21 protein-coding genes are annotated in these 23957 nt (G+C 65.3%); 11 read left to right on the plus strand and 10 right to left on the minus strand.

Annotation, left to right across the window (positions count from 1 at the left end):
- The 5 genes from AC628_RS34920 to soxA form a co-directional block, all read left to right on the plus strand.
- A partial coding sequence (locus AC628_RS34920) for an NAD(P)/FAD-dependent oxidoreductase (RefSeq protein WP_074131244.1) occupies window positions 1-1163 on the plus strand: 1163 nt, incomplete at its 5' end.
- 67 nt (window positions 1164-1230) lie between these two features.
- Window positions 1231-1605: a sulfur oxidation c-type cytochrome SoxX gene (soxX, locus tag AC628_RS34925; RefSeq protein WP_245321487.1), complete on the plus strand. Its 375-nt coding sequence runs from the start codon at window positions 1231-1233 to the stop codon at window positions 1603-1605.
- A gap of 8 nt (window positions 1606-1613) precedes the next feature.
- Window positions 1614-2075, plus strand: a complete 462-nt coding sequence (locus AC628_RS34930; protein WP_074131245.1) for a SoxY-related AACIE arm protein — start codon at window positions 1614-1616, stop codon at window positions 2073-2075.
- Window positions 2075-2395 carry a thiosulfate oxidation carrier complex protein SoxZ gene (soxZ, locus tag AC628_RS34935; RefSeq protein WP_074131246.1) on the plus strand — a complete coding sequence of 107 codons (321 nt, stop codon included), beginning with the start codon at window positions 2075-2077 and terminating at the stop codon, window positions 2393-2395. The genes AC628_RS34930 and soxZ overlap by 1 nt, the downstream gene beginning before the upstream one ends.
- The gene (soxA, locus tag AC628_RS34940) at window positions 2392-3165 is read left to right on the plus strand and encodes a sulfur oxidation c-type cytochrome SoxA (RefSeq protein ID WP_074131247.1); all 774 of its coding nucleotides are present in this window, start codon (window positions 2392-2394) and stop codon (window positions 3163-3165) included. Before soxZ ends, soxA begins: the two co-directional genes overlap by 4 nt.
- Before the next feature lie 149 nt (window positions 3166-3314).
- Here soxA and AC628_RS34945 read toward each other — a convergent pair whose 3' ends face one another.
- A complete protein-coding gene (locus AC628_RS34945) occupies window positions 3315-4088 on the minus strand; it encodes a ferredoxin--NADP reductase (protein ID WP_050629679.1) in 774 nt (257 codons plus the stop codon).
- Between the two features lie 172 nt (window positions 4089-4260).
- On the opposite strand from AC628_RS34945, the gene AC628_RS34950 reads away from it, so the two are divergent.
- Window positions 4261-5457 (plus strand): amidohydrolase family protein, encoded by a 1197-nt coding sequence (locus AC628_RS34950; RefSeq protein WP_074131248.1) that lies wholly within the window; start codon window positions 4261-4263, stop codon window positions 5455-5457.
- Window positions 5458-5638: 181 nt separating this feature from the next.
- On the opposite strand, the gene AC628_RS34955 is transcribed toward AC628_RS34950, so the two are convergent.
- From AC628_RS34955 to AC628_RS34990, 8 genes are all read right to left on the minus strand, one after another.
- Window positions 5639-6094, minus strand: a complete 456-nt coding sequence (locus AC628_RS34955; RefSeq protein WP_074131249.1) for a MarR family winged helix-turn-helix transcriptional regulator — start codon at window positions 6092-6094, stop codon at window positions 5639-5641.
- A gap of 16 nt (window positions 6095-6110) precedes the next feature.
- Window positions 6111-6815 (minus strand): ABC transporter ATP-binding protein, encoded by a 705-nt coding sequence (locus AC628_RS34960; RefSeq protein ID WP_074131250.1) that lies wholly within the window; start codon window positions 6813-6815, stop codon window positions 6111-6113.
- Window positions 6812-7603: an ABC transporter ATP-binding protein gene (locus AC628_RS34965; protein WP_074131251.1), complete on the minus strand. Its 792-nt coding sequence runs from the start codon at window positions 7601-7603 to the stop codon at window positions 6812-6814. The genes AC628_RS34960 and AC628_RS34965 overlap by 4 nt, the downstream gene beginning before the upstream one ends.
- Entirely contained in the window at window positions 7600-9492 is a 1893-nt protein-coding gene (locus tag AC628_RS34970; protein ID WP_074131252.1) for an ABC transporter permease, read from the minus strand. The genes AC628_RS34965 and AC628_RS34970 overlap by 4 nt, the downstream gene beginning before the upstream one ends.
- Window positions 9493-9726: 234 nt before the next feature.
- Window positions 9727-10941, minus strand: coding sequence for an ABC transporter substrate-binding protein (locus tag AC628_RS34975; RefSeq protein ID WP_074131253.1), 1215 nt, complete (start codon window positions 10939-10941; stop codon window positions 9727-9729).
- 24 nt (window positions 10942-10965) lie between these two features.
- Complete coding sequence (locus AC628_RS34980) at window positions 10966-11550, minus strand: amino acid synthesis family protein (RefSeq protein ID WP_066516275.1); 585 nt, start codon at window positions 11548-11550, stop codon at window positions 10966-10968.
- A 16-nt stretch (window positions 11551-11566) separates the two neighbouring features.
- A complete protein-coding gene (locus AC628_RS34985; RefSeq protein ID WP_074131254.1) occupies window positions 11567-12475 on the minus strand; it encodes a UPF0280 family protein in 909 nt (302 codons plus the stop codon).
- Window positions 12472-13920, minus strand: a complete 1449-nt coding sequence (locus tag AC628_RS34990; RefSeq protein WP_074131255.1) for a 6-hydroxynicotinate reductase — start codon at window positions 13918-13920, stop codon at window positions 12472-12474. The genes AC628_RS34985 and AC628_RS34990 overlap by 4 nt, the downstream gene beginning before the upstream one ends.
- A gap of 276 nt (window positions 13921-14196) precedes the next feature.
- Here AC628_RS34990 and AC628_RS34995 point away from each other — a divergent pair, with 276 nt between their 5' ends.
- The 5 genes from AC628_RS34995 (at window position 14197) to AC628_RS35015 (ending at window position 21698) form a co-directional block, all read left to right on the plus strand.
- Window positions 14197-14664: a (2Fe-2S)-binding protein gene (locus AC628_RS34995; RefSeq protein WP_074131256.1), complete on the plus strand. Its 468-nt coding sequence runs from the start codon at window positions 14197-14199 to the stop codon at window positions 14662-14664.
- A complete protein-coding gene (locus tag AC628_RS35000; RefSeq protein WP_074131257.1) occupies window positions 14664-18206 on the plus strand; it encodes a molybdopterin cofactor-binding domain-containing protein in 3543 nt (1180 codons plus the stop codon). The genes AC628_RS34995 and AC628_RS35000 overlap by 1 nt, the downstream gene beginning before the upstream one ends.
- A gap of 61 nt (window positions 18207-18267) precedes the next feature.
- The gene (gene pncB / locus AC628_RS35005) at window positions 18268-19572 is read left to right on the plus strand and encodes a nicotinate phosphoribosyltransferase (RefSeq protein WP_074131258.1); all 1305 of its coding nucleotides are present in this window, start codon (window positions 18268-18270) and stop codon (window positions 19570-19572) included.
- Window positions 19573-19617: 45 nt separating this feature from the next.
- Window positions 19618-20913: an O-acetylhomoserine aminocarboxypropyltransferase gene (locus AC628_RS35010; protein WP_074131259.1), complete on the plus strand. Its 1296-nt coding sequence runs from the start codon at window positions 19618-19620 to the stop codon at window positions 20911-20913.
- Between the two features lie 5 nt (window positions 20914-20918).
- Window positions 20919-21698, plus strand: coding sequence for an alpha/beta fold hydrolase (locus AC628_RS35015; protein ID WP_074131260.1), 780 nt, complete (start codon window positions 20919-20921; stop codon window positions 21696-21698).
- A gap of 959 nt (window positions 21699-22657) precedes the next feature.
- On the opposite strand, the gene AC628_RS35025 is transcribed toward AC628_RS35015, so the two are convergent.
- A complete protein-coding gene (locus AC628_RS35025; protein ID WP_245321489.1) occupies window positions 22658-23527 on the minus strand; it encodes a VOC family protein in 870 nt (289 codons plus the stop codon).
- Between the last annotated feature and the right edge of the window lie 430 nt (window positions 23528-23957).

The following is a 23957-nucleotide window of genomic DNA, read 5'->3' on the forward strand; positions in this document are numbered from 1 at the left end:
CGGTGATCGGCGGCGGCTTCGGCGGCGCGGCCTGTGCGCGGGCGCTGCGTCGGCTCGATGCAAAACTCCAGGTCACGCTGATCGAGCCGAACAGGACTTTTACCGCCTGTCCGTTCAGCAACGAGGTGATCGCAGGCCTGCGCGAGCTCACCTCGCAGCAATTCACCTATGACAAGGTTGTGGCCGACGGCATCACGGTTGCCGCGCAGGCGGCCAGCAAGGTCGACGCGCGGGCGCGCAGCATCGCTCTCACTGACGGCACAACGCTCTCCTACGACCGGCTTGTGCTCGCCCCCGGCATCGACATGCACTTCGATGCCCTCTCCGGCTACGACGAGGCCGCCGCCGAAAAGATGCCGCACGCCTGGAAGGCTGGCGAGCAGACCATGCTGCTGCGCAGGCAGCTCGAGGCGATGGACGATGGCGGCCTCGTCGTGATCGCGGTGCCGGCCGCGCCGCTGCGCTGTCCGCCCGCGCCTTACGAGCGCGCCAGCCTGATCGCGCATTACCTGAAGGCGAAAAAGCCGAAGTCGAAAATCCTGGTGCTCGACGCCAAGGACAATTACTCGCAGCAAAAACTGTTCGAGAAAGCCTGGAGCGAGCTCTATCCCGGCATGATCGAGCGGATTGCGCTGTCACAAGGCGGCCGCGTCACGTCGGTCAATCCGGCGACCAACGAGATCGTCACCGACTTCGGCAACTACACCGCGGCGGTTGCCAATGTGATCCCGCCGCAAAGAGCCGGCCGCATCGCCGAGATCGCCGGTGCTGCCGACCACACCGGCTGGTGCCCGATCGATCCGGTGACCTTTACCTCCAAGCTTGTGCCCAACATTCACGTCATCGGTGACGCTGCAATCGCCGGCGGCATTCCGAAATCCGCCTCCGCGGCGGCGGCGCAAGGCCGGGCCTGCGCGGCGGCAATCGTCAACGCACTTGCGGGCAAGGCGCCGGAGACGCAGCGACTCGACGGCGCCTGCTACAACACGGTCGCTCCAGGCTACGCGTTCTCGCTGAAGGGCATCTATCAGCCCAAGGAGGATCAGTACGCCGAGGCGGAGGTGACCACGAGCCCGGTCGACGCGCCACGCGAGGTGCGCCAGCGCGAGGCCGAACACGCGCTCGACTGGTTCAAGGCGATCACGGGAGAGGCCTTTGGCTAGGCGCTCCCTCATCGTATCGCTTGCAACGATCGCGTTCGCAGCTTGCGCGCTCGCAGGAGCTGAGGAATTGCGGCCCACCACCGTGGTGGGCGATGCTATCCCGCAACCGCTGACGGGAACCAAGGGCGACGCGACCCACGGCCGTGCGCTCGTGGTCGAGCGTTCCAGCACTTGCATCCTCTGCCACAGCGGCCCATTTCCCGAACAGGCGTTCCAGGGCGACCTCGCGCCGAACCTCACGGGCAGCGGCAGCCGCTGGTCGGAAGGACAGTTGCGGCTCCGCCTGGTCGATGCGGCGCATCTCAATGCGACGACGATCATGCCGTCCTATTATCGCGTCGACGGCCTCACGCGCGTCGGCAATCCATGGCGCGGCAAGCCGATCCTGTCGGCGGAGCAGATCGAGGATATCGTGGCTTATCTGGTGACACTGCGGAACTAGGACCAAGCATGGCGAATTCTGAGCACACCCGGCGAACGTTTTTCGGCCTCACCGGCGGCGCGGCGGCAATGGTGATCGTGCGCCCGGCCAACGCGACGCCAGCGATGCTGCAGGCCGCGATCCGCAACGTCGTCGGCGAAGCCAATGTGCGCACCGGCAAGGTCAAGCTCGACATCCCGCCGCTGGTCGAGAACGGCAACACCGTGCCGATGACGGTGAGCGTCACCAGCCCGATGACGGCCGACGAATATGTGAAGAGCATCCACGTCTTCAACGAGAAGAACCCGCAGCCGAACATCGGCAATTTCTATCTCGGGCCGCGCGCCGGGCGCGCCCAGGTGTCGACCCGCATCCGCCTTGCGGACAGCCAGAAGGTGACGGCGATCGCGCGGCTGTCCGACGACACGTTCTGGTCGGCGACCGCAGACGTCGTGGTGACGCTTGCCGCCTGCACCGAGGAGGCGATCTGATGCCGTCGGCCCTGATCAACGTGCCGAAGAAGGCCAAGCGCGGCGACGTCATCGAGATCAAGACGCTGATGTCGCACATCATGGAGACCGGCTATCGCCACACCGCTTCCGGCAGCGTGGTGCCGCGCGACATCATCACGAGCTTCACCTGCCGCTTCAACGGCACCGAACTGTTCCGCGCCGACCTGTTTCCGGCGATCGCCGCCAATCCGTTCTTCACCTTCTTCACCACCGTGACCGAGAGCGGCAAGTTCGAGTTCGAATGGATCGGCGACAAGGGGTTTTCGGAGACCGCACAGGCTTCGATCACGGTCGAATGAGGATTACGGCCTGCATCGCGCTGCTAACGGCGATGGCGGGCGCGGCGCTCGCCGCCGAGATCCCGCTGGACCAGCGCCGCTCCGGTTACAGCTTCATGAGCGCGGACACCAAGGCGATGCAGGACGAGGACACCGCCAATCCCGGCATGCTCTCGGTGCTCGACGGCGAGACGCTGTGGAAGCGCAAGGCCGGCAGCGCGGACAAGGCCTGCGCGGACTGTCACAACGATGCGCGCGTCAGCATGAAGGGCGTCGCGGCGCACTACCCGGCCTTCGAGAAGGCCCTTGGCAAGCCGGTCGACCTCGAAGCGCGGATCAACCTCTGCCGCACCAACCACCAGCAGGCCTCGCCGTTTGCCTATGAAAGCCGCGAGCTGCTGGCGCTGACTGCCTATATCGCGGAGCAATCGCGCGGTGTGCCGATCGAGCCCGGCGACGATCCGGAGCTCGCGCCGTTCGTCGAGAAGGGCCATGCGCTGTTCATGCAGCGGCAGGGCCAGCTCAATCTGGCCTGTGCCAACTGCCACGACGATAATTGGGACAAGAAGCTCGCGGGCAGCGCGATCACGCAGGGACAACCGACCGGCTATCCGCTGTACCGGCTGGAGTGGCAGGCGCTCGGATCGTTGCAGCGGCGGCTGCGCGCCTGCATCACCGGCATCCGGGCGCAGGCCTATGATTACGGCTCGCCGGAGCTGGTCGAGCTCGAGCTCTATCTGATGTCGCGGGCGCGCGGCATGCCGGTGGAGACGCCGGCGGTCAGGCCGTAACGCCATCCGCATCACTGGAAACGACGCGAAGCAATCCATTGCTTCCGGCTGTACCGGAAGATGGATTGCTTCGTCGCTTCAGCGCAATATTGCCGTGCAACCTTGTCGCGAACCCTTCGCAATGACGGGGCTAGGGATCACTGCGAAGATCAACGCTCGGCGAACGCCTTCTCCACCACGAACTGCGCCGGCTCGCCGTGATTGCCTTCGACGAAGCCGCGGCCATTCAGCAGCGTGCGGGTGTCGGCGACCAGCGCCGGCGAGCCGCAGATCATGACGCGGTCATGCGCGGCATCGAGCGCCGGCAGGCCGATATCGGCGAACAGCTTGCCCGAGGTGATCAGGTCGGTGATGCGGCCGCGGTTGCGGAACGGATCGCGCGTCACGGTCGGATAGTAGATCAGCTGGTCGCGCACCAATTCGCCGATCAGTTCGTCCTGCGGCAGCGTCTCGGTGATCATCTCGCCATAGGCGAGCTCCTTGACCCGGCGGCAGCCATGCAGCAGCACGACCTTCTCGAACCGGTCATAGGTCTCGGGATCCTTGATCACGCTGAGGAACGGCGCGAGGCCGGTGCCGGTGCCGATCAGATAGAGGTTGCGGCCGTCCTCGAGGTTGTCGATCACGAGCGTGCCGGTCGCCTTGCGGCTGACGATGATCTCGTCGCCCTCCTTGAGGTGCTGGAGGCGCGAGGTGAGCGGACCGTCCGGAACCTTGATCGAGAAGAACTCGAGCGTGTCCTCGTAATTCGCGCTGGCGACGCTGTAGGCGCGCAGCAGCGGCTTCTCGCCGACCTTGAGCCCGATCATGGTGAACTCGCCGTTGCGGAAGCGGAACGACGGATTGCGCGTGGTCTTGAAGGAGAACAGCGTGTCGGTCCAGTGATGAACGCTGAGGACGCTTTCCTGGTTGAAATTGCTCATCGCACCAATCCCTGATTTGTGCTGCGGCGGGGAAGGACTAGAACCCTGTTGACCGGCCGGATCGTTTGTATACGATCATTCGTATACAAACGAATAATCCGGCTTGATCGAAAAGTCAAGCCGGGCTCAAATTCCCGGGCAGTTTCGGAAAGAAAGCAGAAGGAAAACACCCATGGCTCACGACGCGCCCCAGGCCACCGGCCCCAGCAAGCTGGTGATCCGCAATATCGGGCTCTTGCTGTCGGGAGCTTTGGAGAAGCCGATCCTGGATGCCGATACCATCGTCGCCGAGAACGGCAAGATATCAGCGATCGGCCGCCTCAAGGACGTCGATACCGAAGGCGCCACCACGATCGTCGATGCCATGGGAACGACGGTCGCGCCCGGCCTGATCGACAGCCACGTCCATCCCGTCGCCGGCGACTGGACGCCGCGGCAGAACCAGATCAACTGGATCGACAGCTATCTGCATGGCGGCGTCACCACCATGATCTCCGCCGGCGAGGTGCACATGCCCGGACGGCCGCGCGACGTCGTCGGCGTGAAGGCGATGGCGATCTTCGCGCAGCGCGCGTTCTGGACGCTGCGGCCCGGCGGCGTGAAGGTGCATGCCGGCGCGCCCGTGATCGAATGCGAGATGGTCGAGGACGATTTCAAGGAAATGGCCGCCGCCGGCGTCAAGCTGCTCGGCGAGGTCGGGCTAGGTGGCGTGAAGGACGGGCCGACCGCACGCAAGATGGTCGGCTGGGCGCGCAAATACGGCATTCAAAGCACGATCCACACCGGCGGTCCTTCCATTCCCGGCTCCGGCCTGATCGACAAGGACGTGGTGCTGGAAGCCGACACCGACGTGGTCGGCCACATCAATGGCGGCCACACCGCGCTGCCCGACGACCAGATCCGCTGCATCTGCGAGGGCTGCAAGCGCGGGCTCGAGTTGGTGCACAACGGCAACGAGCGCTCGGCGCTGTTCACGCTGCGCACCGCGCGCGAGATGGGCGATCTGCACCGCGTCATCCTCGGCACCGACGCGCCGGCCGGCTCCGGCGTGCAGCCGCTCGGCATCCTGCGGATGGTCTCGCTGCTGTCCTCGCTCGGCGAGCTGCCCGCCGAGCTGGCGTTCTGCCTTGCCACCGGCAACACCGCGCGGATGCGCGAGCTCGACTGCGGCCTGATCGAGGTCGGCCGCTCCGCCGATTTCGTGCTGATGGACAAGGCGCAGCATTCGCCGGGCAAGAACATCCTGGAGAGCGTTCAGCTCGGCGATCTCCCCGGCATCGGCATGACCATCATCGACGGCATCGTCCGCACCCAGCGCAGCCGCAACACCCCGCCCGCAGGCAAGGTGCCGGAGATCGTAGCGAAGTAGGTACCGATGGATGTGCCGTCATCCTGAGGTGCGAGCTCTTGCGAGCCTCGAAGGATGCACGGCCCGGCTATGTCTGCGCGGCCAAAGCCGGGCCGTCGCCCTTCGAGGCTCGCCGAAGAGGCGAGCACCTCCAGCGACAACGGCAAAGCCGTTGCGCGGGGGTGACGGTCTCAGATTTGCGTCACCGCAATTTCCCGAGCAGCGCGATCAGCGTTTCGCGCTCCTTGGCGTCGAGTGGCGCGAGCGTCTCCCTGGAAATGACCAACGCATTCGGCGCGGCCTTGTCGGCCATCTGCTGGCCGGCGCGCGTCAGGCTCACCAGCAGGCGGCGGCCGTCATTGGGATCGGGCGAGGTCTCGGTCAGGCCGCGCGCGGTCAGGCGATCGATCACGCCCTTGATGGTCGCAACGTCCATCGAGGTCAGCCGCCCCAATTGGTTCTGCGAACAGGCGCCGACCTCCGACAGCTTCGACAGCGCCGCCCATTGCGTCGGTGTCAAATTGATGCCGATCTCGCGGGCGAAGATCACGGCGTGCCGCTGCGACACCTGGCGCAAGATGAAGCCGATCTGCTCGTCGAGCACGTAACCAGGCTTGGCCGCCTTGACGCCTCGCTTCTGTGCAGCAGTCCTCGCCATCGTTCCACCCCGCCCTTTACAGCGACAGATGCGCATCGCGGATATCCGGACGCGCATCGAGTTCCGCCATGGTGCCGCCAAAACAGATCCGGCCGCGCTCGATGATGTAGGCGCGATCGGAGATCAGCCGGGCGAAATGCAAATTCTGCTCTGACACGACGATGCTGACACCCTCTTTCTTCATCGCCAGGATCGCATCGACCATCTGCTCGACAATTTTTGGCGATAGCCCCTCCGAGGGTTCATCGAGCAGCACCAGCGACGGATTGCCCATCAATGTCCGTGCGATCGTCAGCATCTGCTGCTCGCCGCCGCTCATGCGCCCGCCGGGCCGGCCGCGCATCTCGCCGAGATTGGGAAACAGCTTGAACAGTTTTTCGCGGTCCCATTGCGGCGCGCCCGCCCGCTTCGGCTGGCGGCCGACCTCGAGATTTTCCTCGACCGTCAGATCCGTGAAGATACGCCGTTCCTCCGGCACATAGCCGAGCCCGCCGCGCACGATCGCATGCGTCGGCAGATCAGAGACGTCGCTGCCCTCGAACATCACGCGGCCGGAGCGGTTCTCGACCAGGCCGACGATGGAGCGGAACGTGGTCGACTTGCCGGCGCCATTGCGGCCAAGCAGCGCCACCACCTCGCCCTCGCCGACCTCGAGCGCGATGTCGAACAGGATATGCGCCGGACCGTAGAAGCTGTTGAGATCGTTCACCGTGAGCTTCATGCCGATGCTCCCTCGCGATGGCGCGCGTCGTAGAGCAGGCCTTCGCCGAGATAGATCGCCCGCACCTGGGCATTGCCGCGGACCTCCTCGGGCGAGCCTTCGGCGATCAACGTGCCGCGGTTGAGCACCAGGATGCGGTCGGCATGCTCGAACACCACGTCCATGTCATGCTCGGTGAACAGCACGCCGATCGACTGCTCGCGCGCGATCCGCGCCGTCAGCCGCATCAATTCGACGCGCTCGCGCGGCGCCATGCCGGCGGTCGGCTCGTCCATCAGCAGCAGTTTTGGCTGGTTGGCGAGCGCGATCGCAAGCTCCAGCCGCTTGACGTCGCCATAGGCGAGCTCGCCGCAGGGCCGCTCCGCATAGGCGCCCATCCCGACCAGGTCGAGCAGACGCCCGGCCTCCTCGCGCGCGTGACGCGCGGTCGAAGCCCACAGATTGAACAAATGCTGGCCATGCGACACCAGCGCGACCTGCACATTCTCACGCACCGTCATGGTCGGGAATGTCGCCGCGATCTGGAAGGTGCGGCCGACGCCCATGCGCCAGATCACGCGCGGCTTCTTGCCGGTGGTCTCCGCGCCGAGCACGCGGATGCGGCCGCTATCGGGAATGTTCTGGCCGTTGAGCATGTCGAAGCAGGTGCTTTTGCCGGCGCCGTTCGGTCCGATCAGCGCCAGGATCTCGCCGGCGCGCAATTCGAACGCGACGCCGCGCACCGCGTGCACGCCGCCGTAGGATTTGGTCAGCCCCTCGACCGACAGCAATGTGGGAACCATGCTCATTCGGCGCTCTCGATGCGGGAGGTCAGCAAGGGCGACGACGCCGATGACGAGGATTTGCGGCGGCGATGCATGAAGGCTTCCAGCGTGCCGACGATGCCCTTCGGGAATGCGACCACGATCAGCACGACGAAACCGCCAAGCACCAGCTTGGAGAGATCGGTCTGGCTGACCAGCCAGATGTTGAGCGCCTTGTAGACGATGGCACCGACCACCGCGCCCGACACCGTCTCGACGCCGCCGAGCAGCACCATGACCAGCGCATCGACCGACAGCGAGATCCCCATGTTGTCGGGGAACACGCTGCCCTTGAGATAGGCGAACAACGCGCCGGCGAGGCCGGCGACGGTGCCCGCGATCACGAAGGCGGTCCACTGGATGCGCTTGCCGTTGATGCCGACGGCTTCACTGCGCAGCGGCGAGTCGCGCGTCGCACGCAGCGCGAAGCCGAACGGCGAGAACACGATGATGCGCAGGATCACCACCGCGAGCGCGGCGATGCCGAGCGACAGCCAGTAGAAATGCGACGGGCTCGCCGCCCAGCTCGAAGGCCAGACCCCGAGAATGCCGTTGTCGCCGCCGGTGACCGATACCCACTGGAACGCGATCGACCACACGATCTGGGCAAACGCCAAGGTCAGCATCGCGAAATAGACGCCCGAGAGCTGCACCGCGAAGAAGCCGAACACGGCGGCACCGAGTAACCCGAGCAGCGGGCCGAGCAGCAGGCAGGCGATCATCGGCAGGCCCGCCATCTTGGCGAGCAGCGCCACGCCATAGGCGCCGAGGCCGAAGTACGCCGCATGGCCGAACGAGGCGAGCCCACCGACCGACATCAGGAAGTGCAGGCTGACCGCGAAGATCACGAAGATCGCGATCTCCGAGCCGACGGTGAGCAGGTAATTGCCGGCGACGAACGGCAGCGCGGCGGCGACGACCAGCACGGCGATCGCCGCAAGCCGTTCATTCGTGGTCAGCGGCCGCCACGGATTGACCGTGAGGCCCGGCGTGCGCCGCGCCGGCGCCTCCGGCTTGCCGAACAGGCCCCACGGACGGACGATCAGCACCACCGCCATCACCAGGAACACCAGGATGATGGAGATCTTCGGGAAGATCAGGATGCCGAACGCGTTGAGCTCCGACACCAGCACCGCCGCGACAAAGGCGCCGATGATGCTGCCGAGGCCGCCGATCACGACCACGACGAAGACCTCGACGATGACGCGCAGATCCATCGCGTGATTGACCGCATCGCGCGGAATCTGCAGCGCGCCGCCGAGCGCGGCGAGGAAGACGCCAAGCGCGAACACGCTGGTGAACAGCCATTTCTGATTGACGCCGAGCGCTGCGACCATGTCGCGGTCCTGCGTCGCCGCGCGCACCAGGACGCCCCAGCGGGTGCGCTGGAACAAGAGCCAGAGCACGCCGAGCACCACCGGACCGAGCACGATCAGGAACAGATCGTAGCTTGGAATGTTCTGGCCGAAGAAATCGATCGCGCCCTTGAAGCCCGGCGCGCGGCGGCCGACCAGATCGTCCGGGCCCCAGATCAGCACCACGAGGTCCTCGACCATCAGCGTCAGGCCGAAGGTGGCGAGCAGCTGGAACAGCTCGGGCGAATGGTAGATCCGGCGCAGCAGCACCATCTCGACCAGCACGCCGATCGCGGCAACCGCCAGTGCGGCGACGACGATGCCGCCCCAGAAGCCGAACGCGCTGGAAAAGCGCTCGGTCAGCGTGAAGGCGACATAGGCGCCGAGCATGTAGAACGCGCCATGCGCGAAATTCACGATCCGCGTCACGCCGAAGATGATCGAGAGGCCCGAAGCGACCAGGAACAGCGACGCCGCGCTGGCAAGACCGGTCAGGAACTGGACGACGTAGAAGGCCATGGGCGGTCCGCGTTGGAGATCACAAGCGTCACTTTCCTTCACCTCGCCCGCCTGCGGGGAGAGGTCGAAACTCAAGCGCGAGCTTCAGTTTCGGGTGAGGGGGACTCTCCGCGAGCACAACTCGTGGAGACAGCCCCTCACCAGAGCTGATGCTTCGCATCGGCGTTCCTTCTAGACGGCGGCCAAGGCCGCCTACGCCCTCTCCCCGCAAGAGCGGGGCGAGGGAGAAGAAAATCAATCCTTCGGCCGCAGCTTCTCGATCTCGGCATCGCCGGGCAGATAATCCGAACCCTTGCGATAGGCGGTGTCGACCATGATGCCCTTGCCGTCCTTCAGCGCGGTCTTGCCGGTGAAAGCGCCGAGCGTCGACTGGTGATCGATCTTGCGGAAGGTGATCTCGCCGAACGGCGATGGCATCGAGATGCCTTCCGCCGCCGCGATCAGCTTCTCCGGATCGCTCGAGCCGGCCTTCGCAAGGATCGCCGCGGCCGCCTTGATGGTCTGGTAGCCGACGATCGAACCGAGCCGCGGATAATCGTTGTACTTGGCCTGATAAGCCTTCAGGAACGCGTCGTGCTCGGGCGTCTTGATCGAGTACCAGGGATAGCCGGTCACGATCCAGCCTTCCGGCGTCTCGTCCTTCAGCGGATCGAGATATTCCGGCTCGCCGGTCAGGAAGCTCACCACGGTGCGGCCCTTGAACAGGCCACGGGTGTTGCCCTCGCGCACGAGCTTGACGAGGTCGGCACCGAAGGTGACGTTGAGGATCGCCTCGGGGTTCGCTGCGGCAGTCGCCTGCACCACCGGGCCGGCGTCGATCTTGCCCTGCGGCGGCCACTGCTCGTCGACCCACTGGATATCGGGCCGCTTCTCCGACATCAGCTTCTTGAACACCGCGACCGCGGACTGGCCGTATTCATAGTTCGGCGCGATCGTCGCCCAGCGCTTTGCGGGAAGCTTTGCGGCTTCTTCCACAAGCATTGCCGCCTGCATGTAGTTGGAGGGCCGCAGGCGGAACGTGTAGCGATTACCCTTCGACCAGGTGATCGCGTCGGTCAGCGGCTCCGCGGCGAGGAAGAACACCTTCTTCTGGTTGGCGAAGTCAGAGACCGCGAGGCCGATATTGGAGAGGAACGTGCCTGTCAGCATCGCGACGTTTTCGCTCGACACCAGCTCGTTGGCCGCGGTCTGCGCATCGGCCGGCTTGCCGCCGTCATCCTTGGAAATGACGACGAGCTTCTTGCCACTGATGCCACCGGCCGCATTGATCTCTTCCACCGCAAGCTGCCAGCCCTTGCGATAGGGCTCGGTGAACGCCGGCAGCAAGGAGTAAGAGTTGATCTCGCCGATCTTGATTTCGCTCTGCGCCATGGCCTGCGTCGTCATGGCGCCCGTTGTCATGGCCGCGACCGCGATCGCCAATCCCGCCCCTACGAAATAACCACGCATCCCGTCCTCCAGTTTTGAAAGAGATTATCGCAATCCGTCTTCGCCTTTGATTTCGTCAACCGTCAGCCCGCCGACCCGCGGCAGCGGCCGCCCGCTGTCGGTCACCGCGACCGCGACCATGATCTCGTTGGCCCGCGGCGCGTCGTTGATCTGGACCTCCATGCCGTCGAAATGGCTGCGCACGAAAGCTGCATCCTTGTGCCCGAGCGGAATGTCCAGCGTGGTGCCGGGACCCGAGCGCTTCTTCGACGACGGGATCAGCGCCGCGCCCTTGGAGAGCACCTTGCGCACCGGCGCGCCCATCTTCGGATGCAAGATCGCGGCCGCATGCTCGAGCTCGCCGTTCTCGCCGACGGCGGCGGCCTTGCCATAGCTGTGCGCCTTGGCGCCATCGATGCCGAGCGCGGCGACTGCCCGCTTCGACAGCAATTCGCCAAGTTCCTCGCCGATCGCGATCAGCGGCGACAGATCCTCGACATAGCGGCCGGCAAAGGGGTTCTCGATCACGGCGATGGCGGCGGCGCGCCGGGTCGGCGGTGCGATGGTCTTGCCCATCTCCAGATGGGTCTCCTCGACCACGGTGACGATCTTGCGAATGACGGCGCTCATCTGGCCTCGCTCCCGGTCATGCCTGCAGCATGTTGTTTATCGTTTGTCCCTGAAACGCGTGCGGCGCCGGCGTCCCAAACCCAGTTGCACCGACAATTCGCGTTTCGCCCAATAGACGCAATGCCGCGCCCTCGATCAATCCCGACGTCAGGAGCATGCGCGCCTGCGCCGCCCCCGCCTCCAGCGCCTGCTCGACCTCGTGTTCGGCCAAAACCCCGACATCGCGCGTCACCAGCCGTACGCCGAGATCGCTGTCGGGCTGCAATTCGTTGGCGGGAAGACGGATGATTGCGGGATGGCCGGGCAGATCGACCGCATTGGCGATCACGGTCGCCGCGGCATCGGCCTGCGATGCCGTCCGCGCCAGCACGGTGACGGCGTCGGCGATGCCGAGCGAGAAGCTGCGGCCGTGGCGGCCACTGGTCGCGATGCCGCGCACCGGCATGTCGCTATCTACGGTCATCGTGTGCATCACGCCATGGCGGTCCGGCCGGTCCATCAGGCCGACGCTGAACTGTTCGCCATCGCCGAGATGCAGCGCGATATCGCCGCCATTGTTGACATAGGCGCGATCGAGCGATGCCGCCCCGACCATCGCGCTGAGGATTTCCTCGGCGACCGAGCCAGCGACCGCCGCCATCGGGGTAATGAAGCAGTCGGCGGCAAACGGCGCGACCGCCGCATGCATGCGCCGCGCGACCACGCCATTCAGCGCGCAATGATCGGGACGCGCCGCACTGCGCAGCTCGGCAAGCTCCACGCAGAGTTCATCGAGCAAACCGGTGAAGCGCTGCGCCGCAGCCTGATAGGCGGTGCTGACGTTGGCGTCCCTGCCCTTGGCTTCGATGACGAGATCAATGGGACCGTCCTGCAAATGCAGCCGCTTGCCGTCAGGAAGAAGCGCGATTTGCGGGAGCCTTTTCATGCGCGCCGCCCCGGGAGAAACGGCATCGGCCGGACCTCGGCGCTGTCCCGGAGCGATGACAGCGGCCGGACATAGTCCACATGGCCCCCGAGCGCCGCGTAATCCGACAGCCGCATCGTGAACTCGATCGGCGCCACCAGCGCAGGCGTCGGCACATAGCCGAACGCGCCGGCCGGCATCTGGGTGACATCGACCATGAAGGTGATGCCGCCGCCGGGCCAGACATAGACCGGTGCGCCGCCGCTCGTGACCCTCGTGAGAGCGTCCTTGACCGAGCGGGTCAGCCGCACCGGATTGTCGGTGACCCCTGCGCGCAGCGATCCGCCCGCGCCGCCCATGAACAGCACAGTGCACAGCGCCGGCTCGCAATTCTCCTGAATGCGCTCGACCGAAAATCTGAGATCGGCGGGCATTTCGGTCTCGACCGGCCTCAAGGCTTCATCGAGCACGTAGTAGGACGCATGCTCGCCTGTGGTCGACACCATCAGCATGGTGAGCCCGGGCCGCGCCTCCTTGGCATTGAAGGGCCCGAGGATCGACAGCGGATCGGAGATGTTGGTGCCGCCCCACCCGGTGCCGGGATCGGCGACCTGGAAATAGCGGCCGGGCGTCGAGCGGCGGCCCTTCATCTTGATGCCGGTGTCGGCGATGTCGAGCAGCTTGCCGGCCTGGTGCTCGCTGAGCACGCCGGTGATGTGGTCGTCGACCACCACGACTTCATCGACCTTGCCGTGCCACTGCTTGGCGAACATGCCGATGGTCGCCGAACCGCAGCCGACCCGCATGCGCTCTTCCGCCACACCGTTGACGATTGGCGGCTTGCCCGCCTGCACCACGACGGTGGCGCCGCCATCGATCACGAGCTCCACTGCCTTGCAGTTGGAGAGATCCATCAGCGTGTCGCAGGTGACGCGGCCTTCCTTCTTGGAGCCGCCGGTCAGATGATGCACGCCGCCGAGCGAGAGCATCTGCGAGCCATATTCGCTGGTCGTGACATGGCCGACCGCCTCGCCGTCCGCGCGCACGGTCGCGGTTTCCGGCCCGAGATAGCGGTCGGTGTCGATCTTCACCTTGACGCCGCAATAGGAGAAAATGCCCTCGGTCACCACGGTGACCATGTCGACGCCGTCGACCTCCGACGACACGATGAAGGGCGCCGGTTTGTAGTCCGGATAGGTCGTCCCGGCGCCGATCGCGGTGACGAAGAGGTCGGGCTGGCGGACGATCTTGCCGTCCCAGTCGCCGCTGACCTGGAACGGAACCAGCTTGCCGCCATGCGAGAGCGTGCGCTCCAGCACGACATGCGGATCGACCCGCACCAGCGTGCCGTCGTGATTGGCGTAGCGATCGCAGGCGCCGGCCGCGCCCGGCTTGATGTAGCACATCACCGGACAGGCATCGCAGCGGATCTTGTCGCCGGCGGCGACGGTCATTGTGTCAGCCATCGTGACCAAGCCTGGACTTGTGGTGGCGGTCGATCATACTGCGCTTCCGCCTCCCTGCCTATATCGTTCGTATACGAATGATCCTGCGCGCAGGTATCAAGCCTGTCAAGCGGCCTTTGCAATCAAACCCTGCCATTCGCTTGCGCACCCTGTTCATAAAGCGTGCACTCGCTGCAGCGCGGCATGCCGCCGCTTGCACGTTTGTATACAAACGTTATCCTCGCCCGCGATCGGACGCTAACGTTGCAGCGCAAACATCAGGGGAGAACCGGGGCAATGCGCCTGACCGTGAACGGCAGGAATCATGATGTCGACGCCGCGCCCGACACCGCATTGCTTTACGTGCTGCGCAACGATCTCGCATTGAACGGACCGAAATATGGCTGCGGGCTCGGCGAGTGCGGCGCCTGCGCGGTGCTGATCGACGGCGTCGCCGCGCGTTCCTGCGTGATTCCGATCGAAGGCTGCGCGGGGCGCAGCATCGTCACGCTCGAAGGTCTCGGCACGCGCGAGCATCCCGATCCGGTGCAGGACGCCTTCATCCGCGAACAGGCCGCGCAGTGCGGCTATTGCCTGAACGGCATGATCATCACCACCAAGGCGCTGCTGACGCGCAATCCCAATCCGTCCGAGCACGAGGTGCTCGAAGCGCTGCGCTACAATCTCTGCCGCTGCGGCGCGCATATCGAGATCATCCGCGCCGCGATGCGCGCCGCCGGCCACGCGCTCGAGGCGCGCGACTGATGGCGGACGCACGATCTCCCGAGCAACGCAAGCGCGGCTCGCTGTCGGTCGTTCGCCCGGCAGTGCTGGGCGCGGAAGGCGCATTCGAGACCTTTATCACCGTCACGGCTGACGGTTCGGTCAACGCCTATAACGGCCATGTCGATCTCGGCACCGGCATCCGCACCGCACTCGGCCAGATCGTCGCCGAAGAACTCGACGTCTCCTTTGCCCGCGTGGTCGTGATCCTCGGCGACACCGCCGTGGTGCCGAACCAGGGCGCGACGATCGCGAGCGAGACCATCCAAATCACCGCCATTCCCCTGCGCAAGGCCGCAGCGCAAGCGCGGCACTTCTTGCTCACGCGTGCGTCTGAGCGGCTCGAGCTGCCGGTCGATCAACTCATGATCGAGGACGGCCTGATCCGCGGTCACGACAATCGTAGCGTTACTTATGGCGAGTTGATTGCCGACGAGACCATCCGGCTCGAGCTCGCCGACGACGTTGCGGTCAAGGAAGTGAGCGCCTATTCCGTGGTCGGCAAGTCCGTGCCGCGCGTCGACCTGCCGGCGAAGGCCACCGGCGAACTCGTCTACGTCCACGATGTGCGCGTGCCGGGCATGCTGCACGGTCGCGTCGTGCGGCCGCCCTATGCCGGCGTCGATGCCGGGCCGTTCGTCGGCACCAGCCTGATCGCGGTCGATGAAGCCTCGGTGCGCGATGTTCCCGGCCTCATCGCCGTGGTGCGGATCGGCGACTTCGTCGGCGTCGTCGCCGAGCGCGAGGAGAATGCGATCAAGGCCGCCGCGCAGCTCAAGGTGAGCTGGAAGCCGGGACCGGCGCTGACCGACCTCTCCGACATCGAGCAGGCGCTGCGGGCCAATTCCTCAACGCCGCGGCAATTGATCGACAAGGGCGACGTCGATGCCGCGATCAAGGCCGCGGCCAAGCCGATGCAGCGGACATACGTTTGGCCCTACCAGATGCACGGCTCGATCGGTCCGTCCTGCGCCGTCGCCGACTACAGTGAGGGCGCGATGCGCGTCTGGTCCGGCACGCAGAACCCGCACATCCTGCGCGGTGATCTCGCGCTCTTGATCCAGCGGCCGGAATCCGAGATCGACGTGATCCGGATGGAGGCCGCCGGCTGCTATGGCCGCAACTGCGCCGACGACGTCTCCGCCGATGCGCTATTGCTGTCGCGCGCGGTCGGCCGCCCGGTGCGGGTGCAGCTCACCCGCGAGCAGGAACACGCGTGGGAGCCGAAGGGCACTGCGCAGCTGATGGACGTCAATGGCGGGCTCAATGCCGACGGCAGCGTCGCCGGCTACGACTTTGCCACGCGCTATCCCTCGAACGGCGCGCCGACCTTGGCACTGCTGCTCACCGGGCGGATCGCGCCGACACCTGATGTGTTCGAGATGGGCGACCGCACCGCGATCCCACCCTACGATTATGAGAACATGCGCGTGGTCGCCAACGACATGCCGCCGATCGTGCGCGCGTCCTGGTTTCGCGGCGTCTCGGCGCTGCCGAATACCTTTGCGCATGAATCCTATATCGACGAGCTTGCCGCCGAGGCCGAGGTCGACCCGATCGAATACCGGCTGCGCTATCTCAAGGATCAACGCGCGATCGATCTCGTCAACGCGGTCGCCGAGCGCGCCGGCTGGACGCCGCGCCCGGTGCGGCAAGAGCCCGAGGCGGACGGCGACATCGTGCGCGGCCGCGGCTTTGCCTATGCGCTGTACGTGCACAGCAAGTTTCCAGGTTACGGCGCGGCATGGTCGGCGTGGATCGCCGATGTCGCCGTCAACAAGGCGACCGGCGATGTCAGCGTGACGCGCGTCGTCGCCGGCCAGGACTCCGGATTGATGATCAATCCCGACGGTGTGCGGCACCAGATCGAAGGCAACGTCATCCAGTCGACCAGCCGCGCGCTGATGGAGGAGGTCTCCTTCGAGCGCGGCGCGGTGACGGCACGGGAATGGGGCGCCTACCCCATTATCAAATTCCCCGAGCTGCCCAAGATCGATGTGCTGATGCTGCCGAGGCAGGACCAGCCGCCGCTCGGTGTCGGCGAGTCCGCGTCGGTGCCGAGCGCCGCCGCAATCGCCAACGCGATCTATGACGCGACCGGCGTGCGCTTTCGCGAGCTGCCGTTCACGCCGGAGCGCATTTTGAAGGGATTGCGCGGCGAGCAGCCTGCTGCGGCCGCACCGCTTCCGCCGCCCGCGCAGACCACTGATCTCAGCAGATGGCAGAATCCATTTGCAAAACGCGGCGGCGTACTCGCCGGCATTGCCGCACTCTGCGCTGCGGCGATCGGGATCGGAGCGGCCGTGCTGCCCTGGCGCGCGATCGCGCCGATCGCCCGGCCTGATGCCTCGGTCTATTCCGCAGCGACGATCGCGCGCGGCAAGGAGCTTGCGGCGCTCGGCGCCTGCGCCGTCTGCCACACCTCGGAGCACGGCATCGCGAACGCCGGCGGCCGGCCGCTCGAGACGCCGTTCGGCACGATCTACACCACCAACATCACGCCCGATGTCGACACCGGCATCGGCGCCTGGTCCTACCCCGCGTTCGAGCGTGCGATGCGCGAGGGCATTCATCGCGACGGTCGCCATCTCTATCCGGCGTTTCCATACACGCATTTCGCCAAGACTGATGATGCCGACCTGCAGGCGCTCTATGCCTATCTGATGGCGCAGGCGCCGGTGCGCGCCGAGACGCCGGCGAACGCACTCGCCTTTCCATTCAACCTGCGGCCGCTGCTCGCCGGATGGAATGCGTTGTTCCATCAGCCGCACCCATTCGAACCCGATCCATCGAAATCGGCGATATGGAATCGCGGCGCCTATCTGATCGAAGGCCTCGGCCATTGCAGCGCATGCCACTCGCCGCGTAATGCTCTCGGAGCGGAGCAACAGCGCGCCTATCTCGCCGGCGGCTTCGCCGAAGGCTGGGAAGCGCCGGCGCTGACGTCGCTGTCGAAGGCGCCGATCCCCTGGAGCGAGGACGAGCTGTACGCCTATCTGCGCACCGGCGAGTCCCGCCTGCACGGCGTCGCCGCGGGGCCGATGGCGCCGATCGTGCAGGAGCTCGCCGCGCTGCCCGATCAGGACATCCGCGCGATGGCCGTCTACCTCGCCTCGTTCAACGAGACCGCCGACCGGCCTGCCCACGATGCCATTGCTGCGAAACTCGAGGCTAGCACCGTAGTGACCACGGCCGCCTCGGCGGGCGCGCGGATCTATCAAGGCGCCTGCGCGGTCTGCCATGAGGTCGGCGGCCCGCCGCTGTTCGGCAGCCGGCCGTCGCTGGCGCTGAACAGCAACCTCCATAGCGACGCGCCAGACAATCTGATCCAGGTCGTCCTGCACGGCATCGCCAAGCCGGCGGTGACCGACCTCGGCTACATGCCGGCCTTCAAGGACAGCATGACCGACGGCCAGATCGCCGAGCTCGCCTCCTTCCTCCGCGGCCAGTTTGCCCCCGGCAAGCCGGCCTGGACCGATGTCGCCGCCACGGTCGGCCGTATACGGCAGACCATAGCGCGCTGACCTGCCATGTTCCGCCCGATACCCACTGGGCGGGCGCCGCGGGGCAGGCTAAGGTTCCCACATGACCGTGACAGATATCGCGACCCGGACCTATAACCACGGCTGGCGGCTCGACCCGATCGTGCGCAGCCTGCTGGACACCGATTTCTACAAGCTGTTGATGCAGCAGATGATCCGGGAATCCTATCCGGACACCCGCACGACCTTTTCGGTGATCAACCGCTCGACCCATATCCGGCTCGCCGAGGTCATCGACGAGGGTGAGCTGCGCGCCCAGCTCGACCACGCCCGCACCATCCGCTTTTCCAAGAAGGAACTGATCTGGCTCGCCGGTAACACATTCTATGGCAAGACCCAGATGTTCTCACCCGATTTCATCAACTGGCTCTCGACCTTCCGCCTGCCCGAGTACGAGCTGCACAAGGTCGACGGCCAGTATGAGCTGCATTTCCACGGGCCGTGGACCCACACCACGATGTGGGAGATCCCGGCGCTCGCGATCCTCAACGAGCTGCGCTCGCGCGCGGCGACCAAGACCTACGGCCGCTTCGCGCTCGACGTGCTCTACGCCCGCGCCAAGGCCAAGCTGTGGACCAAGGTCGAGCGGCTGCGCAAGCTCGACGGTCTGCGGCTGTCCGATTTCGGCACGCGCCGCCGTCATGGCTTCCTGTGGCAGCGCTGGTGCGTCGAGGCGGTGAAGGAAGGCCTCGGTTCCTCCTTCACCGGAACGTCGAACGTGCTGCTCGCGATGGACAACGATCTCGAGGCGATCGGCACCAACGCGCATGAGCTGCCGATGGTGGCTGCTGCGCTCGCCAATTCCGACGAGGAATTGCGCTGGGCGCCCTATCAGATCCTCGATCAATGGCGTCATGCCTATGGCGGCAACCTCCTGATCGCCCTGCCCGACGCCTTCGGCACCAAGCCGTTCCTGCGCGACGCGCCGGACTGGGTCGCCGACTGGACCGGCTTCCGGCCCGACAGCGCACCGCCGATCACCGCCGGCGAAGAGATCATCAAATGGTGGAAGCAGAAAGGCCGCGATCCCAAGGAGAAGCTGCTGGTGTTCTCGGACGCGATGGATGTCGGCTCGATCGAGGAGACGTTCCATCACTTCAAGGGGCGTGTCCGCGTCAGCTTCGGCTGGGGCACCAACCTCACCAATGACTTCATCGGCTGCGCGCCCGACGGCTCCGCCGAACTCGACCCGATCTCGATCGTCTGCAAGGTGACGTCGGTCGACGGACGCCCGGCCGTAAAACTCTCCGACAATCCGGAGAAGGCGACCGGCATTCCCACAGAGGTCGAGCGCTATTTGCGCGTGTTCGGCAATGTCGGCCGCGTTCGCACCGCAGTTCACGTATAGACCTGCAGACCAAATATCCTCATCGACTGACCTGACGAGTTTCGCATGCCCGCACCAAAGCCGCCTGCCTTCGAAACCCTGAGCCTGCATGCCGGCCAGCGCCCCGATCCCGCAACCGGCGCACGCGCCGTGCCGATCTACCAGACCACGTCCTACGTCTTCCAGGACGCCGACCATGCCGCGGCGCTGTTCAACCTCGAACGCGCCGGACATATCTACACCCGCATCTCCAATCCGACGACGGCAGTGCTGGAGGAGCGTATCGCCGCACTCGAATGCGGTGTCGGCGCGATCTGCACCGCCAGCGGCATGGCCGCGATGCATCTTGCGATCGCAACCCTGCTCAACGCCGGCGACCATATCGTCGCCTCCGCTTCGCTCTATGGCGGCACCATCAATTTGCTGGCGCACACGCTGCCGCGGTTCGGCATCACCACGACCTTCGTGAAGCCGCGCGCGCTCGATGAATTCCGTGCCGCAATCAAGCCGAATACAAAACTCGTGATCGGCGAGACCATCGGCAATCCCGGCCTCGAAGTGCTCGATATCCCCGCGGTGGCGCAGATCGCGCATGATGCGAAGATCCCGCTTCTGATCGACAACACCTTCGCGACGCCCTATCTGAGCCAGCCGATCGAGCTCGGCGCCGACATCACGATGAATTCGGCGACCAAATGGATGGGCGGCCACGGCATCGCGATCGGCGGCGTCATCGTCGACGGCGGCCGGTTCGATTGGCGCGCCTCCGGCAAATTCCCGCAGCTGACCGAGCCCTATGCCGGCTATCACGGCATCGTCTTCGACGAGCAGTTCGGCAAGACCGCCTTCATCATGCGCGCCCGCACCGAGGGCCTGCGCGATTTCGGCGCCTGCCTGTCGCCGACCAACGCATTCCAGCTGCTGCAGGGCATCGAGACGCTCGGCGTCCGGATGGACCGCCACGTCAGCAACACCAACGCGGTGCTGGGAGCCCTCGCCGCGAACAAGGCGGTCGACTGGGTGCTGCATCCGGCGCTGGAGACGCATCCCGACTACGCGCTGGCGAAGAAGCTCTTGCCGCGCGGCGCCGGCTCGATCATCAGCTTCGGCATCAAGGGCGGCCGCGCCGCCGGCAAGAAGTTCATCGAGTCCTTGAAGCTGATCAGCCATCTCGCCAATGTCGGCGACGCCAAGACGCTGGTGATCCACCCCGCCAGCACCACCCATCAGCAGATGGATGCCGAACAGCTGAAGGCCGCCGGCATCGGCGAGGAGCTGGTGCGGCTGTCGGTCGGCATCGAAACCGCTGACGATATCATCGATGATCTCGGCCAGGCGCTGCGCGCCTCGCAAAGGACTTAAGCGCCATGCAGCTTTCAGTGAACGGGGCAGACACCTTCATCGCCACCGGCGGCAAGCCGTTCGACGCATCGCTGCCGGCGGTCGTGATGATCCACGGCGCCGGCTTCGACTCTTCCACCTGGGCGCTGCACAGCCGCTGGTTCGCCCATCACGGTTTCGCGGTGCTGGCGCCCGATCTGCCCGGCCACGGCCGCTCCGCCGGCAAGCCGCTGCCGACCATCGCCGAGATGGCCGACTGGATCGCCGCGCTGATCGCGGCCGCCGGCGCAGCGAAGGCCCGGCTGATCGGGCACTCGATGGGATCGCTGATCGCGATCGAGACCTCGGCGCGCCATCCCGACAAGGTCTCGGGCCTGGCGCTGATCGGCACCGCCGCGACCATGACGGTCGGCCCCGATCTGCTGAAGGCCGCCGAAGCAAATGACGTCGCCGCGATCGACATGGTCTCGATCTGGGGCCTCGGCTTCAAGGCCGAGCTCGGCGGCAGCCTCGCGCCGGGCCTGTGGATGCACCAGGGCGCGCAGCGGGTGCTGCAGGAGGCCAAGCCCGGCGTGCTCTACAACGACCTCAACGCCTGCAACGCCTACCAGAACGCGCTCACGGCGGCTGCCGCGGTCAAGGTGCCCGCGACCTTCATCCTCGGTGAGCGCGACATGATGACGCCCGCCAAGGCCGGCAAGGCCCTCGCCGCCGCGACGCCGAACGCCCGTACCGTCGTGCTGCCGGGTGCCGGCCACATGATGATGGTCGAACAGCCCGACGAGCTGCTGGCGGCTCTGCGGTAGCGCCGTCGCAAACTCCTCATCCCTTCTCCCCTCATGTCCGCCGTAGCCTTGGCGAAGGCGGATGTGGGAGAAGGTGGCGCGCAGCGAGCTCCCCCAAAATATCGAAAACAACCCCATGCAAAGTAGCCGGGCGCCCGCCGGCACTCGAACAAGCAACTTGACGCGTCGGGCAAATCAGCGATATCTTCTATTATTCCGAAATCTCGCGAACGCCCCGGCGCCTACGCAACGGCGTCCCCGGCCGTCGCGATTGCGGCCGAAAATTCTCACCCACCATGCCATTGCAAGGGCGACTTGGCGGGTAAGCACTCGATCCGTATCAATGACCAATGACGGGTCGTGTTCCGGTGGACCGACGCAGGTCCGGAGGACGTGGAATAATCGACTATCACTGGCCAGGCCGTGTACTCATAGATCGAGGCGGCTCAGATCATGCGCGTTGGATGTCTGCTGTGGCCCCAACAGGAGCACGAAAGCGGACATTGCCGTAAGTCCGAGAGGCGCCACAAGCAGCGATTCAAGCCAGTCGAGAGGGGAATTAGCTTGCCTTGTTTTCAGTCCTTTTGCACTCTCAAGCAAGGAGGCCGATGCATGAAGATAATGACCGTCGCGTGCGCTCTCGGAGCGGCCTTGTTGCTGGGTAACCTCGGGACGTCTGGTGCTGAAGCACGGACGCGAAGGGAACTAAGAAGGATTGTTATCCCGACGCCCGTGATAAGGCCAACGCCGTGGGATTATTACATTGTTCCACGATATCGCTATCGCCCTGAAGACGACCGGGTCGATCCCTACGGCCCGCCCCTGGTGTCGTCGTGGCGCCTCTATGAGGCGTGGCGGTGGCCATACTGGTGGTGAGCAGCGAAAGCGCGATGAGATTAAGTCGAATCGTGATCACGCTTTAGCTTCTTGTTGAGCATGATCTTTTCGGAAAACCGCTTCGCACTTTTCCGGATCATGCATCAGCGCTTCGTCTTGTGAAGCACCATCCTGCCCTTTGAAGCAATGCCACCCCAGCTGGCAGACCAACCGATTTCCGAGGTGGAGGGGCGTTCGGTGCGGGTCTGATCCCAAGTGCCCTGCAACGCAAACAGGGCGCCCTGGGGATCGGCACATCGAACGATCCAGCAACCACCGGGCAACTCGATCGGACCCTGGAGGACCCGGCCTCCGCCAGCATGAACGCGCTTGGCGGCCGTGCCGATGTCGTCAACATTGAAGTAGTAGAGCCAACAGGGCTGCGATACGCTCGGAAGCTTGGTGAGCATGCCGCCGATCGTCTGCCCTCCCGCCGAAAACAATTCATACACGTCTGCCGGATCGGCTGCAGCATGGGCCTTCTGCCAGCCAAGAAGCTCGCCGTAAAATGCAAAGATCTTGCTCCGGTCTTCAGCCAGCAACTCATGCCAGCCCACGCGCCCGGGCTCGTCCAATCCGCCAGGTTGCCGTTGGCCATATGTCAGTCCAGTGACCAGCGCAAACGTCGCGCCTTGCGGATCGGCGACCACTGAAATTCGACCGATATTGCTGTCGGTCGGCGATACCAGGATGGCGCCGCCAAGACGGCGGATCTGCGCGGCCTTCGCATCCATGTCATCGACGGCGACGTAGCCGACCCATCTCGGCGTTGCGCCCAATCGCAGCCCCTCTTCGGGGAGCTCCATGAGCCCAACCACCGGCGCGTCGCCCGCAGCGAGCACCGTATAGGCGAGCTCCGGCGTCGACGCATCTTTCGTCGCCCAGCCAACGACCTTGCCATAGAAGGCGGCTGCCGCCCGCAGGTCCGTCGTCAGGAGTTCATACCAGGCGAAGCGTCCGGGCTGATCGACCAAGTTAATTTCCCTGTGCAAGCGGGCCGGCAATTGCGCACCGCATCAAACCGCACCCGTCGCCATCCGCTCGTGGGCGTGGATATTAGGTGCCATCGATGAAATTGCGCGATATTGTTCATGAAGATGAACGCAAGCTAGCCTCATTACATTTCGTGTATCCCTAAATCGTGTATCCCTAAATCTTGCCTGCCTTGTTGGCTCGGCGTAGGATTGCGCCTTACGGAGATCCTTCTTCCAACTTTGGAGGATGCGGCCATGCAGCGGGTGAAGCAAGCTTCGAAAAAGAAGCGAATGACCAAAGCCGCGATGCCGGCGCTGGGAGTAGCCGGTCTAACCTTTTCGCTGGCGGGAAGTGCATCGGCTTCGGCCGTACCGACCGGCGACGTTCAACACAGGCCGAGCTTCGCGCCCGGCCAGGTGACCGCGCTCA

The organism is Bradyrhizobium sp. NAS96.2 (assembly GCF_001908235.1).
Classification (GTDB): domain Bacteria; phylum Pseudomonadota; class Alphaproteobacteria; order Rhizobiales; family Xanthobacteraceae; genus Bradyrhizobium.

What these genes read in the sequence shown, in the direction of transcription:
- AC628_RS34930 (WP_074131245.1), top strand. Translation starts at nt 1,614, where the DNA reads ATGGCGAATTCTGAGCACACCCGGCGAACGTTTTTCGGCCTCACCGGC.
- soxZ (WP_074131246.1), top strand. Translation starts at nt 2,075, where the DNA reads ATGCCGTCGGCCCTGATCAACGTGCCGAAGAAGGCCAAGCGCGGCGAC.
- soxA (WP_074131247.1), top strand. Translation starts at nt 2,392, where the DNA reads ATGAGGATTACGGCCTGCATCGCGCTGCTAACGGCGATGGCGGGCGCG.
- AC628_RS34945 (WP_050629679.1), bottom strand. Translation starts at nt 4,088, where the DNA reads ATGAGCAATTTCAACCAGGAAAGCGTCCTCAGCGTTCATCACTGGACC.
- AC628_RS34950 (WP_074131248.1), top strand. Translation starts at nt 4,261, where the DNA reads ATGGCTCACGACGCGCCCCAGGCCACCGGCCCCAGCAAGCTGGTGATC.
- AC628_RS34955 (WP_074131249.1), bottom strand. Translation starts at nt 6,094, where the DNA reads ATGGCGAGGACTGCTGCACAGAAGCGAGGCGTCAAGGCGGCCAAGCCT.
- AC628_RS34960 (WP_074131250.1), bottom strand. Translation starts at nt 6,815, where the DNA reads ATGAAGCTCACGGTGAACGATCTCAACAGCTTCTACGGTCCGGCGCAT.
- AC628_RS34965 (WP_074131251.1), bottom strand. Translation starts at nt 7,603, where the DNA reads ATGAGCATGGTTCCCACATTGCTGTCGGTCGAGGGGCTGACCAAATCC.
- AC628_RS34970 (WP_074131252.1), bottom strand. Translation starts at nt 9,492, where the DNA reads ATGGCCTTCTACGTCGTCCAGTTCCTGACCGGTCTTGCCAGCGCGGCG.
- AC628_RS34975 (WP_074131253.1), bottom strand. Translation starts at nt 10,941, where the DNA reads ATGCGTGGTTATTTCGTAGGGGCGGGATTGGCGATCGCGGTCGCGGCC.
- AC628_RS34980 (WP_066516275.1), bottom strand. Translation starts at nt 11,550, where the DNA reads ATGAGCGCCGTCATTCGCAAGATCGTCACCGTGGTCGAGGAGACCCAT.
- AC628_RS34985 (WP_074131254.1), bottom strand. Translation starts at nt 12,475, where the DNA reads ATGAAAAGGCTCCCGCAAATCGCGCTTCTTCCTGACGGCAAGCGGCTG.
- AC628_RS34990 (WP_074131255.1), bottom strand. Translation starts at nt 13,920, where the DNA reads ATGGCTGACACAATGACCGTCGCCGCCGGCGACAAGATCCGCTGCGAT.
- AC628_RS34995 (WP_074131256.1), top strand. Translation starts at nt 14,197, where the DNA reads ATGCGCCTGACCGTGAACGGCAGGAATCATGATGTCGACGCCGCGCCC.
- AC628_RS35000 (WP_074131257.1), top strand. Translation starts at nt 14,664, where the DNA reads ATGGCGGACGCACGATCTCCCGAGCAACGCAAGCGCGGCTCGCTGTCG.
- pncB (WP_074131258.1), top strand. Translation starts at nt 18,268, where the DNA reads ATGACCGTGACAGATATCGCGACCCGGACCTATAACCACGGCTGGCGG.
- AC628_RS35010 (WP_074131259.1), top strand. Translation starts at nt 19,618, where the DNA reads ATGCCCGCACCAAAGCCGCCTGCCTTCGAAACCCTGAGCCTGCATGCC.
- AC628_RS35015 (WP_074131260.1), top strand. Translation starts at nt 20,919, where the DNA reads ATGCAGCTTTCAGTGAACGGGGCAGACACCTTCATCGCCACCGGCGGC.